Below are 16,747 nucleotides of genomic sequence, written 5' to 3'. Positions count from 1 at the left end.
GCCCTAGTGTTCCCCGAGCTTTCAGGGTGCGGGAGGGGAACTAAAGTGCACGCAACTTAGATATAATAAATCTTAGTCCCCCGCTGGCTGAAGCATTCGGTAAGTCATTGAGTGGGAAGGGAAAGATTAAAGTTCCTCAGTCCCCTCACTAGCCAGCAGGGACGAGGACAGAATTATACGTGAATCTTTTTGCGCAGTCCCCCCATGCAGGGGACTGCTCTCTTCGAGGAGAGTGGATGAAAACAGAGCTGACGATGGCCCTCATTAAGCGATTAAGGCTGGACTCCAAGCCGGTGGGCGTGGACGCCAAGGGCGACTTGGTGTTTGAGCCGAACCTGTCCGGCAAGGATTACATCGTTTACGACGCGAGCCAGGAGGCTCCGCCAGGCTTTGGCATTCGGGTAGCCAAGAAGAAGACGTTCATCATTCGGCGAAAGGTTCACGGCAAGTCCTTCATGCCCACCGTCGGCAACGTCGCGGACTTCATGGCCGACACCAAGAGCGCGCTGTCGAATGCCCGCGCCAAGGCTGCCAAAATGGCCTTGGAGATCGTCGAGACCCGAGCAAATCCGAATGAGACGGCGCGCAAGCGCTCCGCGGCGGAACTGACGCTTGGCGAGGCCTTCGAAAAATACCGGCATCACCTCGCGACGCGAACGCAGAGGCCAGCGACCAAGGAGACGCTGCGCGTCGCCGACCGCGCCGCTCGCAAATTCGACGGCTGGAAGTGGATGGCCAAGCGCATCAAGGACCTAACGCCCGAAGAGATCCAGCAGCGTTTTGAGCAGAGCATGTCGGTCCACCCCACTGCCAACGAGCAAGCATTCCGATGGGCGACGGCGGCGGTGCGCTGGTCCATGGGTATGGAAGAGCTGGATGCCGCCTCTGCTGGCCGAGAGCCGCTGCTTCGCGCGAATCCGTTCATGGTCCTGACGCTCAACAAGATGTTTCGCTCGCGAGAGCAAGTCGAGCGCGACCGCGAGGAAAAGGGCAAGCGCAATCCGTTGACGCCCTCCAAAACCATTGGACAGTTTCTTGAAGTCGCGTGGGCGAAGCGTGCCGTGAACGACAACGAAACCGGCGTGCATTATTTGATGCTAATGTTGCTGTGGGGATGTCGCAAATCTGAGCATGCGCCATGCCGGTGGGGCGAGCTGCTCTCGCGCGACGAGCGCCGCGTGGCCAGCCATGTGGTTTTGGATGGCGACGACGACTATGGCGCGCATGTCTTCTTCGCTCGCACGAAGAACGGCCGCAACCATCGCTTGCCGTTGGGGCCGATGGCGACTGAGCTGCTGCGCCGCCGCCAAGCGTCGGCAGCGGAGGAGTGCGCGCGTCGCGGCTTTGACGCCAAGTCGCGCGGCTTCGTCTTCCCCGCGCGCAGCAAGCAGTCGAAGAGCGGGCACTATTCAGACGCGACCACGCTGCTCGACGCGATTAGGGACGAGGCCGGCATTGAGAAGCTGACCCGTCACGATTTGCGCCGCTCGTTTGGCGCGATGATGACGACGCTCGACGTTCCCGAGGGCGTGCGAAAGCGGTTCTTCAATCACAGCGATGCCAGTGTCACCGACACCTACACGCGGGCAGAGTGGGCGCTGCTGAGGGAATGGATGACGCGCATCGAGCAAGAGATCTTGGCCAAAGCTCCGAACGTCTATAACGCACTCAAGCCAGTTGATTGGCCGATGCTGGCTGCGCCGGAGCCCCGCGTGAGCCGACCGGCTAGGGCGCGTCCTGGGCGGCCGCGCAGAGGCAGTCTCGGCGTTATCGAAACCGGTCTAGAATAATTCCGAGATCTACGCTGTAAGCAGCGCAGGGATTCATGCGCTTTCTCGCGGCGCGGGAAACTCGATGTAGTTGAAGCGAATGCGAAAGTCCGCAAGATAGGTGGCGGAATCCGCGTGAGACTTGCTCAGGGGCCGGCGATTGTGGCATTCGGCTGGGTAGTCTATGCTGCGGCGCTGCTTTTTTTCGGACGCCCGCCTAGCTTCCCGTTGGCTGCCGATGCGGCGGTCTTGGCTGCCGAGGTTCGCGCGCCTCCCGATGCCGCAAATTGGGCTGAGATGAATTCGCGCGGCAACATTCGCACAATGTCCCGTAGCAATCCCCCCGTGCTCATATGGACATCCGCGGATGAAAGAACGATGGCCTCTCCGGAGAGCGAAAGTCGCAGCTCCCTCAACTGCCGGACTGGCACGTCTACTAGTTCGCTGATCGCTGAGACCGGCAGCGCGATTTCCATCCCGTTCGCGAGACCTAACGCGATGTTTTTACGCTTCTCATCGTAGCGAATCGACCGGAACCGCTTAGGCTGTGCATTGTTGACGTCGCTCTGCGCTTTTAGCTCTGCGTAGGTGGCGTCGTTTACGAATTCGATGGCTGTCATGGTTTTCTCCGTCAGGGGCATTCGCCGACAATAATTCCGTTGAACTTCATACTTTGAGTGGGGTCATCGTAGACCGCCGTCGAGACTGAGAAAGCGCCGGCCACGTTTGGAGTCGCCGGAGAAGCTTTGCCTGCATTGACGACTACCCACTTGTTGGCCAGACCGGCGTCCGAGACATGATCCCACCAAACATCTCGACACTCGCGTCGCGAACTCATAACCTCCTGGACGATGGTGTTAAGCCGCGCTTTCGTAGGGAGCTTGCCAAAGAGATGTGTGATCTTGTAGGTCGTAGCTATGTTTTCGATATAAGAAAACTCCACTTTGATTTCCCATCCTTGAGCTTGGTGCTCAATGTGGACGTGCGGAGGCGGGTGCTCTTTTCGTGTTAATACGTTGATCTCCACTCCACCTTTCAGGTGCTTCATGACTCTTGGCATAATTTAACCTAACGGGTTTGGTTAGTCAAATGACGTTTACGAAGTTTGATGATGCCATAGTTGTCCAAGGGCTAACACACGGTCAACGACTAGGAGCTAGGCAATCGAGTGAAAAAGTTCGGGAGAACTTGACTGCCACATACGATCGCCGCTTTTTGTTTTGAAGGATAGGGGCCGCTAGGACGGTTCAGCACGATGCTTCGGAATCGAAAAAATTGTTATGTCGGGAAATGCTAGGCCATCGACGCACCAGCCCGGAGGGAAGCTATACGAGGAAGCTTGTTGAAAGCAACTAGTCGGGCATGGCTGCCCCCATGCTAGAGTTGCGGCGGATCCACTTTAAGCATCAGTGACTGCTGCCATGGAAATACAATCCCGTTCTCAGGAATCCCTCGCCCAGCTAGATGTCTTGGCCAGGCTCCACCAACTTCCGGATGCAGTCGCGTTGACGACAAGCGAAGCGGCGATCTTTTTGCGAAGCTCGGTGAGCGCGCTGGAAGCCATGCGCGCCAAGGGCACAGGACCCGTATACATTCAGGGCGGGGGGCGTGGCTCGTCGGGCTCCAACCAAAAATGCCTTTATGAGAAGGCGGATCTTCTTGCTTGGCAGCGAGCAAACAAAGTGAGCTCGACGGTGGAGGCAGCCGTTCGCAAAGGCCAGCTGTTCACGACGCTGGCCGATATCGCGGCAGTGGAGGCGTTCTGGATTGATGCCCACGGGCAGATCGTGGGGATGGTGGAGCTGGCGCCGGCGAGGCTCGTCATCGAGCGGCTAGGGCTTTACGATATCGAATGGCTTGCGGTGGCCGACGCCGCAGCCAAAGCGTGGAGCGACCTGGAAAGCCACCGCGAGTTGGTCGGCTCCCTCACCGATATCTTGGCGCGCGAACTCACGCGAGGACGCTCCGGCCTGGAAGCGAGCGAACTTGCTGCCGAGTCCTCGCCAATCGCGCACTCCAACCATCGGAACGGGATTTGAACGATCGCCAATCGTCTCGCGACGCGGCGCCACAGCCCGGCGATGTGCTGCTGTCGGAGCTGCCCGACTCCGAGGACCCCTGGGCGCCGCAGCCGGCTTTCGATCCTGGCGACCGTGAGCTGCTCACGGCGGACCGCGATCAGCAAATCGAACTGATGCGGGAGTGGTTCCTCGCGCGCTATTGCGATCCAGCGCACGAGACGCCTTACGAGAGCGCGGAAGGCGGCTACATTTGGATCTGGGGCGGTCCCTACTACGCCGAGGACGAGCTCCGAGAACGCTTTGGCGGAGTGGTCGCCGACGAGGTCATCGAGGCGCTGGCCGAGGATCTGAACTTCGATGGGGGCTATGAATGGGCCCCGGTTCGTCGCGACGACGACAGGGACTACGAAGATCGATTTGGCTTGGACTTCGATCCAGCGCAGCCCAACGACCCCTTGGACAAACTCAAAGATCGGCTAGCCCAAACGGCGAGCGTGCTTTCCTTGCAGGGCGATGCGCAAGCCATGGAGCAGCTCCCAAAGATGGTCTTTGGCGCGGCGATATCGACGTTGGAAGCCTACCTCTGGGAGGCCGTCGCCTTCTGGGCCAAAGGAAATCGCGACGTGCTCAAAGCCATCGTCAAGGGGATGCCGGCGCTGCGAGACCAAGAAATCAAACTGGGGGACGTTTTCGACGCGCACGACGCCATTGAAACTCGCGTTTTGACCTACTTGCAGAACGTCGTATGGCATCGGTTCGACACCGTCGCCATGCTCTTGCGCCACGGCCTGGGCGTCAAACCTCCAAGCTTCAAAACATTCGTGAAAGCCTTGGAGAAGCGCCACGACATCGTGCATCGAAGCGGGCACGACAAAGATGGGCTTCCCGTCACCGTGACCGCGGACGACGCGAAAGAGCTGGCGGCGGCGGTCGAAGACTTCGCCTCGGAGCTTCATCAGGCCATCATGGACAAGTTTGTTCCAGACGACAGAAACGGCGCCGACGGTTTGTTCTAAGCCGACGTCTTTTGCGCCTTGCGCTGCCAAGGCAAATCTTCACGGCCTGTCCAGGTCACTCGGCCCGACGCCTAAGGTGCGCGACCAGCCGATCCACATTGCCCAAGATGAAATCGCGGTCTTCGATTGAGAGGCCGTCGAGCATGCTCCACAGCGCGCCGGCTTGATCTTCCGGACGTTGGCTCGCTCCCAACAGGAGCTGGTCCGAGCGGCAACCAAACATTTCGGCCAAAACGACTAGCCGCTCCGCGGTGATGGAGCCGATGCCGCGCTCCAACCGCGACACCGCCTCCGGGCCAATGCCGAGCCGTTCTGCGACAGCCTCCTGCGTCAATTCGGCGTTCTGCCTGGCCCGAGCGATCGAGTGGCCTATCGATTTTCGAATTCGCAAAACATCGGCGCTGGGTTCCTCGCGACGCGTCGCATCCAAATCAGGGTGCATAAAATTCTCCTCAACCCCTATGGTCGAGTGTCAACTCATGACTTTGAAGGACTTTAAAGGTTGACTGTCAACCAAATTAGTTTAGTATTCATTTCCACTCCACCCAATCGCGTTTCTGCGATCGGAGCGCCCCAACGGCGGGCGCGTCAGATATCCAAACAACCAAACGAAGGAGAAGAAATGGATGCATCCATGGTCTGCGTTCGCGCAGCTTTTATCGCCGCAACCGCGATCGCTTTGGCGGCCTGCAGTGGCGGACCAAGCGAGTCGGACGTGCGCGACGCGATGATCAAACAAGCCGAAGCCAGTGGCGTCAGGATGGTCGCGCCGGATTACAAAGAGACGATCGCCAAGGTCAAGCTCGTCGGTTGCGAGAAAGCCGAGCGTGGAGGCTTCGATTGCGACGTCTCGACCGCCCAGGGCGCCGTGGCGAATGCCCGGTTCGTGAAGACCGACGCCGGCTGGTCAGTCGCCAACTGAACAGGACCGACCTTCGATCGGCCAAGACATGACATCAGTCTACGCCGGTCGACGGCCACGTGGAGGAGAGCATATGGCTTTATTGATTCGAGTTGTCTGGGGATGCCTGATCACGGCGGTGTCGTTGAGCGCCGTCGGCGACGTCTTTTTGGGCCTGTTCGGAAACGTCCTGGTGTCGAGAGTGGTCTTTATCGCCGCGGTGGGATTCGGTCCACTTTTATTTCCGCTGGGAAGGTTAAAACTTCTCTGCTTTTTCTGGGGGTTTCTTGGGTCTTTTTACCTGCTTGGACGCTATCCCCCAGCGGAAGGGCTGGCTTATCTACTCGTCGCTTGGGGGCCACTGATCTTCGTCGCCGCCGGCGGTGGATGGAATAGGCTCCGTCGCGACATGGGGTATAGCAAGGGTGAATCGGTGCTGCGCGACAAAGCTGGCCGCGTGGCGGATTGGACGTTCACGGCGGATGGTTTGGAGATCGCGGTGGATTTAGCTGCTGGCGAGTTACGGGTTCGCGCCAGGCGCGCGCAGTGGTCCGACGTCTCGTCGAGCTTCAACGAGGGGCCAGTGACTCTGATCCGCCCCTTGCTCGAATGTTCCGTAGGGTTCAGCACAGTCGTGAAAACAGAACATCGTGGCACCTTGGCCAACGTCTACGGCAGGACCTACAGTGGAGAATCCATTTCCGTGTCAGTGCCTCAGCCGGGTCACTCGATCGAATACGAGACTGGCGAGTGTCGCATGTTGATCGAGCATTGCACGACCGAGTGGAAGGTGAAGCAAGATTATGTGTTGCGATGGGGCGATGGCTCGCTGCGCTACCATGGCCGCGTTGAGCGAACGGCCGGCGCGCGCAACAGCAAGGTGGAGCTCGGGCCTCTTCCCAAGGACGTGTCTACTGAGTTGCAAGCTCAGTGGGAGAGCTCGGCGAAGCCGAAGATCGCCGCGCTTGAAGCGACGTTCAAATCTAGCGTGCTCGCGAAAGCCGAGACCGTCGCCGTCGACAAATTCTTGCTCGACGAGAAGGCGCGAGCGGGCGTTTAGGGGCGAAGCGGTCGGTGGCGCTCCGTCGCCAGCCGGTCACGGTCGAGACGGCCGCTTGGATCGGGCGTGGCGCCTTGAATGTGCATTGGCCGTTTGAGATGCTAAGGCCATGGAACCCAAAGCGAGGCCCCGCCCGGCCTATCTGAAAAGGCCTACACGCGTGGAAACCGCCGCCGAGCATCGTGCTCGGTTGGCGACCTACGCGGTAGAGCGAGGCCATGCCCACACCCTCCGACGCCATTTGGCGGAAGGCCTGGACCCGGAGGCGAAGTTTTTTTACCGCGGCGTCGGCTTCACCAGCGAACGATTGATGGGCGAAGCCGTCTGGCTCGGGTCAGTCGATTGCGTCAAAGCCTTGGAAGATGCAGGCGCTCGGTTGACGGATGAAGAGATTCTTCGAGCCCTCCATCCCGGGCATAATCGGGAAATGGTCGCTTATCTGCTGGCCACCGGAAAATTCGATCCCTACGGGCAAATGACCTCTGGCCGCCCATGGGCCGACGCCATCGATGAGCTGGACCAAGAGTCGATGAGCGACTTGGTCAAGATCATAAGCGAATGGGAGCGCGCCAAGCTGGTGGGCGCGTTGGAGCCGCCGGCAGCGAGGAGTCGACCAAGTTTCTTGTAAGATGCGCTTTTCAGTTTGGAGAGCGGGATGAAAATTTTGGAAAACAAACGTGTCCAGCGCTCCTATTCGCCCACGGGGCCGATGGCGCGAGCGGCGCTCGACTTCTTTTCCGAAAGAGGGATGTGTTACGACTTCGATGAAGACTTTCGTTTTCTGCCAGCAGACGAACAACAACGAAGAATCATTGGCATGTTCGCAGAAAGGCAAGCGACAGAGGCCATTTTCTCATTCTTGACGCCAGAGCCCAAACACAGTCGCCAGACCTTTATAATCAAATTTGCTTGCCCAGAAAATGGTCGCGTTCCTTATGTGGAGATCGTGATCAAATCGGTGGCAAAGCTGCGGGAGCAAGCCAAGCTTTATGCGCGCGACGCCACGGCATACGCGGGCGTTCGCAAGGTGAGGTCGAAAGCCCGCGCCATCGACTCAGCGCTGTAACGCGGCCCGCAGATTCGCGGGGCCGTGCAGTAGGCATGCCTGCGACGCGGGGCGACGCGATGGCTAGCGGTTGTTCATACGTTTTTTTGATATACACCTGACGCACTGGTGTGCGTCGCAATGCGTCGCGCGGCCTACGACCCTTGCGCCGGTCCGCCAGCAACGGGCAGGGCGAGGGACACGGTGGTCCCTTGCCCCAAGCCTTCGCTGCGAACGTTGATCGAGCCGCCGTGCGCCTCGCACACGCCTTTGGCGATGGTCAGCCCCAAGCCGGCGCCGGCCGGAGCTCGGCCAGGCCCCACGGCTCGTCGCTCGAAAGGCTCAAATACATGCGGCAGGTCTTCGGCGGCGATGCCGGCGCCGCCATCGATCACTTCGGCGCGCAAAACCTCTCCATCGACGAAAATCCTCAGACAGATCTCGGCGCCGTCGGGCGCGAACGCGCTGGCGTTGCACAGCACGTTGCCCAACGCCTGTGCCAACCGCTCCGGATCGCAAAGCAACTCCGCTTCGCGGTCGTTGACCTCGACGACCAGGCGCTGCTTGCGGGAGCGCACGTCCGGCTCCACCGCGTCGAGCGCCATGGCCAAGATGTCGTCCTCGGTGCAAGGCCGGGGCGAGACTTGAACCTCGCCAAGGCGGTCGACGCGGGAGGCGTCAAGCAAATCCTTGATGAAGCGCGAAAGTTGCTTGGTCTGCCGCTCCACCACGGCAGCCAATTTGGCCACCGTGGGGTCCATGCTCGGACGCTTCAAGAGGCCCGCGACGTTCATGATCGGCGCCAAAGGGTTGCGAAGCTCGTGGGCTAGCATGCTCAAAAAATCCTCCCGCGCGCCAGCGGCGACGCGCTCACGCTCCTCCAAACGGCGCTTTTCGCTCACGTCCGTGAGGCAGCAGAGGGCTCCAATCGTCGCTCCGTCGTCGCCGAGCACCGGCTTGGCGTGGACCACCACGCGCCGCAATGTGCCGTCGCGGCAAAGCGCCAGAAGTTCTGTCGGAGGAGGGCATGCGCCGGAGGCGGCTCGCGCGGCGGGGCTGTCGACCTTGTCGACAGGCCGCCCTTCGGTGTCGAGCAAGGCCGTGAAGCCATCCCAGCGCGCCATCGAGAAACTTTCCCAGCAATCCCCCCAGATGCGCCTTGCCGCGGCGTTGTGGTGGACGACCCTGCCGTCGCTCGCGCAGCAATACGCCGGGCAAGGCATCTGCTCGATCGCCCAAGCGTAGGACTCGGGCCATGCGTTGGGCGCCGGCGTGACAGCGGAGGTTGGAGCGTGGGGTAAACTTTTCATGTCTCTGACGCGGAAATGTCCCGCTGTTGAAAACGAAGTCTACAATTATCCCTTGACGTCTGTCGCACGCGCGTAGGAGCGGGCCTTCGTCGGATGTGGGACCTGCTCCACCGGCGAGCTCGACTGCGCGAGACACGCTTGCGGTGGTCATGGCCGGTCTTGCGATGAGGAAATCTTGCTGGCCAACGTGCGAAGCCATAGGCGTCCACCCGCCGCTTGTTGTATGGGCGCAAGCGCCATGCCATGCGTATCGGACCGGATGAGCCCGCAAGCTGACACGCCCCCGCAGGCCAACCCGGACCGTGCGGCTCACGCCGCAAAGCTGTCCAGGGCCGGCCCGAGCTTTCCCTGAGCGTCCAACGCGTGAATTCGGGCAGACCAGCCTTCGGCAACCCTTGAGCAAACCAAGACCGCGACAGGCTCGTCTTCGAATGCCGCCAGCGCCGCGAGGCGCAGTGGCCCGACTTCGAGTGTCTCCACGACGGCCATTTGGGAAGCGAATTCGATCGGGGCGGCGACCCACGCGTCCACGCGCGCCATGGCTTTGCCAGACCCCGCGGACGTGGCGCCGAGCCAGCGCGCTTTGACCACCGCCCACGCCAAGGCCTGGGGAGCCTCGCGCGCCAACCACGCGCCCAGAGAGAGGGCCGGAGGCGCAGGCTGGTCGCGCCGCGTCGCGCCAGGCGCGGGCTCCATTTCGCGCCCGATCGCGCCAAGGCGCTGTTCGACGCGAGCCAACGCCGCGCGGGCGTCTTCGGCGTCCGTCCGCAAAGCGGCGCAAGCCGCCAACACGGCGCGCAAGTCCGAGCCCGCGTCCAGCGCGTCGTCCATGCCGTCCGCGACGCGGTCGAGCGAAGCCGCGCCCAAGCCGGCCGCCCGCTCGATGGCGAAGTCGATGGCCGCCGTCGGACTGGCGCGCATGCCAAGTTCGGGCGTCAGCGCGAGAAGCGCCTTGCGGCGCTCCTCGGTGAGTCTGAACGTGACCGACGGCCGGCCCCATGCGAGCGCGGCGAGGTCGGAGGTTTCAGTTGGCGGTTTATCGGGCGCTGGATAGCCACTCGATCGGTTGCGCTTCTCATTTTTTTGCATCGATTCCGGCTCCAACAGGCAACTTCTACGTCAATGGGGAGTCGCGCCGCGTTGTGTTTCCGAGTAGCGCGCGGCCCAAGTCAACGCTCTTTATCCAAGCCGGCCGCAGCCGTATATGCTTCCGACGGAACGGACAACGGAAAGCTTAGCTCGGCAGCGTCTCGATCCGAATTGGACCGTCGAGGTTCACGCGCGCCATCGCGTTGCTGCTTCGTGCGTGACGCGCTGCTATTGGGGGGGGCGCGCGAGGCGCTGTCGGCATGCCCTTCCAAACCGGCTTTTTCGGTCGGTCGCGTCCAATCCAATGCAGTCCCCTTTTGCCGGGCTCTGGACATGGAAAACGCGAGATTTTCGACCAAGCTGGCGCGGTCTTCGGCGCTAGGGTCTCTCGTGGAAGGCTGATGCGAGTCGAGGTCGATGGTCGCAAGCGCGCCGCGGTTGACGTAGAGCGTCGTCGAAAATCGCGAGCGGCTTGCCGCGACATAGGTCCACTCGCGGTCGGCCATGGCTGGGTTCACCAGGCAATAGGCGGAGTCGAAGGTGCGGCCCTGGGACTTGTGATTCGTCAAGCAATAGCCGTGGTCGAAGCGGCCAAACGAGGGCGGGACCATGGCGATGGTCTCGCCGCGCTCGTTGGCGTCGTCGAGCTGGATGCGCAGCAGTGGGGTGTATGCGGCTTGTTCGATCGCCAGGATCGTGCCGGCGACGCCGTTGGCCACGCCCAGATTCTTGTCGTTCTTGGTGAACACCACGCGGTCGCCCGGCGCGAAGCGCTTGGACTCTCGCGTCTCGTCGCGGTGGACGATCTCGATATCCAAGCCTTCGCTGTCGCGGACCTGGTCTGCGGATATCAGCAGCGCGCGGGCCATCGCGTTGAGCTCGCGGACTTCGGCGCGCGTGCCGGCGATCATGGTTTTCGCCGGCAGCGCCGCCTTGTCGGCGGCCCAGTCGGATATCAGGGCGTCGACCGTGGCCCCGTGACCGGATATCAGCTTCAATCGGCCACGCTCGTCGAGCTTCGATAGCGCGTCTTTGGCCTCGCCAGTGGCGAACGCGCGCACCACGTCGCGCAGCCAACGGTGGTCGTAGCGCTCTTTCCAGCGGGTGAAGGCCCTGGCCAGCTTGGGCAGGACGGCGCAAAGCGACTCGAAGGCGCCAAGCTTGGCGTCTTCGGGCAAGCTCCGCAGCGCGGCGGCGGCGCGCTTGGTCAGGTCTCCACGCGAGCGCAGCCAGTCGAGCAGTGGCGCAAAGTCGGTGCGCTGGCGTTGGATGTTCGAGATCTCGACTTTGCCGTGGCGCTCGCACAGCGCTCGAAAGATGCCTCCGGCGGCGATCGGTTGGAGCTGCTTCGCGTCGCCGACGGCGACCAGCTTGCCGCCGGCATCGAGCACGGCCCGCTGCAGCAAATAAAACTCTTTCGAGCCGACCATTCCGGCCTCGTCGAGCACCATGATCGTCTTGTCGCTCAGTTTCGCCTTGCCTTGGTTCAGGGCGTGCAGAAGGCTCGCGATGGTTCGCGAGCGGATGCCGGTCTCGCGCGCCAGGTTCTGGCTGGCGGCCGCGGATTGGCAGCATCCCAAGACGTCGAAGCCGGAGGCCTTATACGAGTCGCCAAGGGCTTTGAGCATGGTCGTCTTGCCCGTGCCGGCCCAGCCCTCGACGAAGGCGTGGCGGCCCGTTTCGCAAGCCACATGCAGCGCCGCGGCGCGCTGCTGGGCAAGCGAGGCCGGAGCGCCGATCTTGGCGGATATCTCCGCTTCGAGCCGGTCGAATTCGAGATCGATCGTGGCGCGGCTCAGTCGGTGAGCCGCGTCTCCGGCCCAGCGCTCGACGGCCTCCGAGCATTCGGTCTCCGCGGCGAGGGTGGCGGTGGACGTGAACACCTGCGCGAGCTGCTCGGTGCGTCCCAGTTGGACCACGAAGGGCGAGGCCAAGAAGCAGGCAAGCTCGGCGACGCATTGCGCCGCGTCCCAATGGCCCATGGCCATCTCGCAGATGACGGCCAGCGCGTCGGACGAGGTCGCGCACGACTGCGACTCCGTGAGCCGATCCATCAGGTCGTGATGGTCGATTTTGAAGGGTTCTTGCGCGTCGTTTTGCGCCTCACTTTGGCCCTCGGCCGTGCTGGCCAGATAAGCGTCGCGCGACGGCCCAGGCGAACCGCTGGCAAGGCTGGGCAACTCGGAGCCAAGGCCAGGGGAGGGGAGCGGCATTCGCATCGCCGCGACGCTTTGCGGCGTCAGCCCGATGGCTGCTGCCTGCTCGGAAAAGCTGGCCAGGAGCTCCGGCAAGGGCGGCTCCGCTTTGGCTTGTCGGGTGTTGAGTGCGGCGACCTCTCGCGCGGCGGCGCCGTCGACGCCCAGCATCCCGCACTCTCGAACATAGTCCGCGATCTGCTTCGAGCGCGACGACAGCGCGTCGCGCTGGGTCTGGTCGATGCCGCGCAAGGCAAAGTATTTGCCGTCTGCCTCGACCTGAAAGCCCAGCGCCTTCATGCGGCTGGCAAGCTCAGCCCGGAACAGAATGCCCACGCTCATCTTGCGCTCGAACTGGGCCCGCTGCTCCAACGCGCTCCATTCATCCTTGCCGTCGCGCTTGCCCAGGTTGAAGAGAAACCCGTGGACGTGGAGCTGCGGTTCACCCGCGCGGCTGGCGAAGTGCGGATAGCAAGCGGCGACAGCGGCCTTGGCGAAGCGCTTCTCGGCGCCGGCGCGCCCATGGCGGGTGACGCATTGCGTCTCGACGTGGGCCAGGGCGATCTTGGCGGCTTGCATGACGGCGTCGGCGACAGCGTCGCGCGTCGCGCTATCGGCGCCGGCGAAGACGGCCGAGACGTCCTTGGGGGCGGAGAAGGTCATGTCCAAGCCCATCACATGATCTTCGCCCGCGCCCTTGACCAGCGCTTCGCCAGTGAGAGGATGAAAGCCCTTCGCCAGACGCTCCACATGCTCGGGATGGGCGATGCCGGAAAGGCCCAGCAGCGAAGCGCCGGAGCACGCCCAGGTCGGTTGGGGGCCGGCTTGCTTGGCGTCGCCGCGGGCGTAGTCGTCGAAGTCGCCGCGCTGCTTGGTGGACGTCGATGGTCCGCCCAGGTAATGCAGATATCCGCCAGCCACGCCGCGCTTGGCTTGGTTGGAGGCGGAGTTGATCTTGGTGATCGACAGCATGGATCAGCCGCCAAACAGTGCTTCGAATTCGTCGCCGATCGAACGTGATGGATGGTCGATGCCGCTGGCAACCTTGGGAGAAAACGTCGATTGAGCAGACGCGTCAAGCAGGGCGTCGATGTAGGCCGATCGTGAGAGGCCCAAGGGAGTTCTTGCGGCGTCCAGTCGGGCGAGTGAGCCGGGTCGTAGCCGCAGGAGCGCATGCTCATACTCCGTTTTACTCTTGGCGTAGGCGGCTTTGGATGCCAGCCGCTTCCGCGCGTTGCCCGAGGTCGATTTCTCTTCTTCTCGCATGGACTCCTCCTTGCGAAGCATTGCTGGCGAGCGAGCTGGTCCGCCAAATGGAAACCCGCCGAAGCGGGGTGGTTCAGTCGAAGAGGCCGATGACTTCGTCGTCTCGCAGGTGCGAATATCTCACGAATGACGCATAGTCCGCATGACCCACAATCTCCATGATGGCTCGGACGGAAACTTTGGGATTGTTGACGATCATCATGCTTATGGAATCATGCCTGAGGTCATGGAATCTGAAATCCTTAATGCCCGCGGCGATGACGATATTGCGGAAGCCACAGGACGTGGCGGTAGGGTTAGGGAACACCTGAAAGATGCGCTTGTCCCCTTTCTTTTCCAGTGCCCGCAGCTCCGCAATGACGGAGCGCGCTTTGGGCGACAGTGGGACTTTGCGCGCTTTCTTTTTCTTGGTGTGCTTCGCAGGGATTTTCCAAAGTCGATCTTCACTGTGCAGCTCATCCCAACTTGCCAAAACAAGCTCTTGAAGACGCGCGCCAGTTTCCAAGCACAGGTCAACTAGGCATCGCCAATGATCGGCACGGGAATGAGCCTGCTTGATCTGCGCCATCAGCGCGTCGTATTCGCCATGCTCCAAACGTCGATCACGTTGCACGTCCGAGCCCTCTGGGATGCACTCCGTCGAGATGCCAATGGTGGTTGCGCTCACCTTGTTTTGCTTCGCCCACCATTTGCACGCCTTGATGAGGTAGGTGAGTTGCACCTTGATGGTCGAATATGCATAGGGCTTTCGTCGGTTCGTGAACGTAGCTCGAACGTCGGCGACATATTTAGCTGACCACTCGTCATCGGCACTGCCTACGCGCGCATTGCCAACCAAATCTGCGACCGGAACGAGAGCTTTCTTCCCACGCATGCTGCAACTTGAACTTTCGCGATAGTCTGTGACGACGTCGGCCAGTCTGGCTCTGGCATAGTTTCGCTCCCCGCCCAGCTTCGCAGCTTGCTGCAAGCTGCTCTGGGCGCTCGCGCGAATAGCTTTTCGCGCGGATGCTTCCGTGATGGCGATGAAGGTCTCCGCGTCCTTTCTCGTGTCGAACGTTCCGTATTTTCTTGGGGCACTTCCGACTCGAACGTCGGCGTGAAATTTTATTTGGCCATTCGCTCGTTGGACTTCCTTAATTCCCATTGCGCTCTCCTCCATGATGTCGTTGGCGTTGTGAGTTCGAGCGAGGTGCTGACGGCTGGTCTTGACTTGCCGTCGAGACGCCAGGCGGCGCGACATCGCGAATAAGCGTGTCGCGGTTTTTTTCGCGGTGCGCATCGAAGCTCACGAAACCATGAAATCAAAAACTAGCTTTGGTGCAAGGCGAGGTTTCCTGATCATGTAAGAACATAGGTCGATCAATTCTTGGCATCTGGATTGGCCTATCTACTGAAAAATTTGGTCAAATCCGACGAAATTATTTGTAGCGGCTAGACGTTATTTGAATAATGTTTCTTCATTAATTTAAGAAATGATTTTCAGGCTCGCGCAGATCGAGCATATCGCGCAAATCGCGGCGCAATTCGCGCGGTAAAATTTGCCGACAAACGGCATGAAGAGCGTTGCTTTTTCCGCTCATCCGGGCCTGCCAATCAGGCGCGCTCGTCGAACCACCAGCGATAGATGTCGCTGGCCGCGTCTTCCATGAGAGGAGCCCACTCGGGCTCGAAGCGGGCCTCGACTTCGAGCGCCTTCTCCATGTTGAACCCGTGCTCATGCTCGAAGAAGCGGCCTTGCAGGGCGTCGCAGTGGACGCAGCCGTTAGAGAGGTAGGAGCCGCCCTCGGTGCGGCTGTGGCGCGGTCGCAGCTCGCCGATGCCGTGGGACTTCAACAAGGCGCGCGGGAGCATGCGGGCGACAACGCTGGCACCATCTTGCAGGTTGTCCCCGAACGAATGGAGATTGAGCTCGATGTCGGCGCATCCCGGCAGGACGCGACTGGCGGCGAAGGTGATGCCCAGGACGAGGCGCGTGTCCTCCTTGCACTTCCAGCAAATGGTTGTCTGGGTGAGGACCTCGACGGGCATCGTCAGCCCAAGCGCCGGGGCGAAGCGCAGGCGCCCAGTCAGCGCGCCTTTGACGAAGCGCGAGAGCTCGACGGATTGGCGCCAATAGCGCGGCTCGTCCTTGTCCTTGGCGCTCATCCACTCGTTGTGTGACGGGGAGGGCAACTGGACCATGAAGCGGGACGCTTCCTCATCGAAGGCCAGGCGGAACGCGGGGACCTCCTTCTCGATCGGGAAGGCATGTTGGCGGAAGAACCATAGCGCGCGCACGCTCGAGGCCGCGTAGCGCCGATGCCTGCGCCTTGTCTCGGCGTTCTCCTGCCGGCTCCATTGCACCTCGAAGGCCACTTTGCGATGCTCCTTCGTGGCCATCACGTCGGCGATCCATGGCTCGCCGTCCTGCGAGCATCCGGCGTGCTCGGCGACCGCCTCCCAGTCCGTTTGACGAACGCCCTCGACGATCGTTCGCTTTGCAAGCAAGTGCTCGGCCGATTCGGGCGCCGTCGCGCAAGGGCCGCGGCGCGCATGCGCGAAGTGCTTGGTCCCCAGCGCGCTGGTCCGAAGCGTGACGCCGGCGCCGCAGCACGGCATCCGGAGATTCTTCTCCCGCGCGTTTTCGCGGCGCAGCGCCTCCCACGCTTCCTCGGACTCGAAGTCGAAAGCCATGAGGGGTTGGTCGTCGCGATGGCATTTGAGAGGCATGGGTCGGCGCGGGCAAAGAGGAAAAGAAGGACGAAATCGTTTAGCAGCGGCTCAGGCTACCCAGAAGAGTCGTCGATGTCAAAGTCGCGTCCCAGGTCTCAACGCCGCAAACTGATTTCGCTGAGTCGGTCATGGTGGCGCGGGGCTCGCCGTCGCTGTTCCGGCGAGGCCCATGGGCCTGCCGCAGTCGTTGGGGTTTTGGGCCATCAGGCAGCCAGCGGCGCTGCGCGCCGCGCTTCGCGGACACGGCGGACGTCGGCGGCGCCAAAGCGCTGTCCGAGGGCCGCGCCGTTTCCCTATGGGTTTTGTAGTTCTATTTAAAACCTATGGCTCATAGGGAAATCGGCCAACTCAACGCGGGTT

16 protein-coding genes are annotated in these 16,747 nt (G+C 61.6%); 7 read left to right on the top strand and 9 right to left on the bottom strand.

Annotation, left to right across the window (positions count from 1 at the left end):
• Positions 1 to 236 precede the first annotated feature (236 nt).
• Entirely contained in the window at positions 237 to 1,790 is a 1,554-nt protein-coding gene (locus tag ABIB42_RS11275) for a tyrosine-type recombinase/integrase (protein ID WP_429248367.1), read from the top strand.
• Between the two features lie 161 nt (positions 1,791 to 1,951).
• Here ABIB42_RS11275 and ABIB42_RS11270 read toward each other — a convergent pair whose 3' ends face one another.
• A complete protein-coding gene (locus ABIB42_RS11270; protein ID WP_429248366.1) occupies positions 1,952 to 2,389 on the bottom strand; it encodes a DUF2442 domain-containing protein in 438 nt (145 codons plus the stop codon).
• Between the two features lie 11 nt (positions 2,390 to 2,400).
• Entirely contained in the window at positions 2,401 to 2,817 is a 417-nt protein-coding gene (locus tag ABIB42_RS11265) for a hypothetical protein (protein WP_429248365.1), read from the bottom strand.
• A gap of 457 nt (positions 2,818 to 3,274) precedes the next feature.
• Here ABIB42_RS11265 and ABIB42_RS11260 point away from each other — a divergent pair, with 457 nt between their 5' ends.
• Positions 3,275 to 3,808, top strand: coding sequence for a hypothetical protein (locus tag ABIB42_RS11260; RefSeq protein WP_429248364.1), 534 nt, complete (start codon positions 3,275 to 3,277; stop codon positions 3,806 to 3,808).
• On the top strand, positions 3,805 to 4,806 hold the full coding sequence (locus ABIB42_RS11255; RefSeq protein WP_429248363.1) for a hypothetical protein: 1,002 nt from the start codon (positions 3,805 to 3,807) through the stop codon (positions 4,804 to 4,806). Before ABIB42_RS11260 ends, ABIB42_RS11255 begins: the two co-directional genes overlap by 4 nt.
• Positions 4,807 to 4,861: 55 nt before the next feature.
• Here the strand turns inward: ABIB42_RS11255 and ABIB42_RS11250 are convergent, their stop codons facing one another.
• Entirely contained in the window at positions 4,862 to 5,248 is a 387-nt protein-coding gene (locus tag ABIB42_RS11250) for a helix-turn-helix domain-containing protein (RefSeq protein ID WP_429248362.1), read from the bottom strand.
• 180 nt (positions 5,249 to 5,428) lie between these two features.
• Between ABIB42_RS11250 and ABIB42_RS11245 the strand changes: the two genes are divergently transcribed.
• From ABIB42_RS11245 to ABIB42_RS11230, 4 genes are all read left to right on the top strand, one after another.
• Positions 5,429 to 5,728 carry a hypothetical protein gene (locus tag ABIB42_RS11245; protein ID WP_429203831.1) on the top strand — a complete coding sequence of 100 codons (300 nt, stop codon included), beginning with the start codon at positions 5,429 to 5,431 and terminating at the stop codon, positions 5,726 to 5,728.
• 73 nt (positions 5,729 to 5,801) lie between these two features.
• Positions 5,802 to 6,767: a hypothetical protein gene (locus ABIB42_RS11240; protein WP_429248361.1), complete on the top strand. Its 966-nt coding sequence runs from the start codon at positions 5,802 to 5,804 to the stop codon at positions 6,765 to 6,767.
• A 160-nt stretch (positions 6,768 to 6,927) separates the two neighbouring features.
• Positions 6,928 to 7,395, top strand: a complete 468-nt coding sequence (locus ABIB42_RS11235; RefSeq protein ID WP_429248360.1) for a hypothetical protein — start codon at positions 6,928 to 6,930, stop codon at positions 7,393 to 7,395.
• Between the two features lie 27 nt (positions 7,396 to 7,422).
• On the top strand, positions 7,423 to 7,833 hold the full coding sequence (locus tag ABIB42_RS11230; RefSeq protein WP_429248359.1) for a hypothetical protein: 411 nt from the start codon (positions 7,423 to 7,425) through the stop codon (positions 7,831 to 7,833).
• A 134-nt stretch (positions 7,834 to 7,967) separates the two neighbouring features.
• On the opposite strand, the gene ABIB42_RS11225 is transcribed toward ABIB42_RS11230, so the two are convergent.
• The 6 genes from ABIB42_RS11225 to ABIB42_RS11200 form a co-directional block, all read right to left on the bottom strand.
• Complete coding sequence (locus ABIB42_RS11225; protein ID WP_429248393.1) at positions 7,968 to 9,035, bottom strand: ATP-binding protein; 1,068 nt, start codon at positions 9,033 to 9,035, stop codon at positions 7,968 to 7,970.
• 396 nt (positions 9,036 to 9,431) lie between these two features.
• On the bottom strand, positions 9,432 to 10,211 hold the full coding sequence (locus tag ABIB42_RS11220; protein WP_429248358.1) for a hypothetical protein: 780 nt from the start codon (positions 10,209 to 10,211) through the stop codon (positions 9,432 to 9,434).
• An 80-nt stretch (positions 10,212 to 10,291) separates the two neighbouring features.
• Positions 10,292 to 13,378, bottom strand: a complete 3,087-nt coding sequence (mobF, locus tag ABIB42_RS11215; protein ID WP_429248357.1) for a MobF family relaxase — start codon at positions 13,376 to 13,378, stop codon at positions 10,292 to 10,294.
• Between the two features lie 3 nt (positions 13,379 to 13,381).
• Positions 13,382 to 13,672, bottom strand: coding sequence for a hypothetical protein (locus tag ABIB42_RS11210; protein WP_429248356.1), 291 nt, complete (start codon positions 13,670 to 13,672; stop codon positions 13,382 to 13,384).
• Between the two features lie 73 nt (positions 13,673 to 13,745).
• The gene (locus ABIB42_RS11205; protein ID WP_429248355.1) at positions 13,746 to 14,954 is read right to left on the bottom strand and encodes a site-specific integrase; all 1,209 of its coding nucleotides are present in this window, start codon (positions 14,952 to 14,954) and stop codon (positions 13,746 to 13,748) included.
• A 314-nt stretch (positions 14,955 to 15,268) separates the two neighbouring features.
• Positions 15,269 to 16,348 (bottom strand): competence protein CoiA, encoded by a 1,080-nt coding sequence (locus ABIB42_RS11200; protein ID WP_429248354.1) that lies wholly within the window; start codon positions 16,346 to 16,348, stop codon positions 15,269 to 15,271.
• Positions 16,349 to 16,747 lie beyond the last annotated feature (399 nt).

This window comes from Massilia sp. UYP32 (genome assembly GCF_050434365.1).
Lineage (GTDB): Bacteria > Pseudomonadota > Gammaproteobacteria > Burkholderiales > Burkholderiaceae_D > Telluria > Telluria timonae.
The sequence above is the reverse complement of the archived record's forward strand: the minus strand, read 5'-3'. Positions and strand labels throughout refer to the sequence as shown.